Here is a 247-nt window from a genome sequence, read left to right on the forward strand (position 1 = left end):
CTGTAGTACCTGTCCAATAGAGCCGGCAAACCTGCGCGCCAGGCGCGCGGCTTGATGCCGAAGGAGTGGAGGATCTTCTTGCAGACCATCACCGCGTGCTGCGGCTCGTCGAGCGCGTCCGGGCGCGCGGCATGGGCCTCCGCCGAAGGCTCCTGGATCAGGTTGGAGCGATAGGTACGCGCCTCGTTGAGGATCACCTGTCCCAGCGCCAGGGTGGTGGTCGCTTCCAGTCCGCCGTAGTGGTAGG

General features: G+C 66.0%; 1 protein-coding gene. It reads right to left on the reverse strand.

Annotated elements, in window-relative coordinates; genetic code table 11:
* The coding region (locus ACLJNW_RS27470; RefSeq protein ID WP_410961721.1) for a sugar nucleotide-binding protein at positions 1 to 247 on the reverse strand (247 nt) is incomplete at both ends.

The sequence above is a fragment of the Salmonella sp. SAL4457 genome (genome assembly GCF_046548235.1).
In the GTDB taxonomy this organism is placed as follows: Bacteria; Pseudomonadota; Gammaproteobacteria; order Enterobacterales; family Enterobacteriaceae; genus Salmonella; species Salmonella enterica.